Below are 529 nucleotides of genomic sequence, written 5' to 3' on the forward strand. Positions count from 1 at the left end.
GGCTTGACCAGCACGTCGCGGGCCTTGGAGCCCTCGGAGGGGCCCACGACGCCGCGGGACTCCATGAGGTCCATGAGGCGGCCGGCCTTCGCGAAGCCCACCCGCAGCTTGCGCTGCAGCATGGACGTGGAGCCGAACTGCGTGGTGACCACGAGTTCGACGGCCTGCAGGAGCAGGTCCAGGTCGTCGCCGATGTCCTCGTCGATGACCTTCTCGGTCTTCTCGGGGATCACGTCCGCGCGGTACTGGACCTGCATCTGCGACTTCACGTGCTCCACGACGGCGTGGATCTCGGACTCGTTGACCCACGCCCCCTGCACGCGCATGGGCTTGGACTTGCCCATCGGCAGGAACAGGGCGTCGCCCTGGCCGAGCAGCTTCTCCGCGCCGGGCTGGTCCAGGACCACGCGGGAGTCCGTGACCGACGACGTCGCGAACGCCATGCGGGAGGGCACGTTGGCCTTGATCAGGCCCGTGACCACGTCCACGGACGGCCGCTGCGTGGCGAGAACAAGGTGGATGCCGGCCG

1 protein-coding gene is annotated in these 529 nt (G+C 69.0%); it reads right to left on the bottom strand.

What is annotated here, in order from left to right:
* Positions 1-529 (bottom strand): DNA translocase FtsK (locus ACFWJO_RS38025; RefSeq protein WP_386872721.1); only part of this gene is annotated, 529 nt, incomplete at both ends.

The sequence above is a fragment of the Streptomyces sp. NPDC127092 genome (genome assembly GCF_042722475.1).
Taxonomy (GTDB): domain Bacteria; phylum Actinomycetota; class Actinomycetes; order Streptomycetales; family Streptomycetaceae; genus Streptomyces.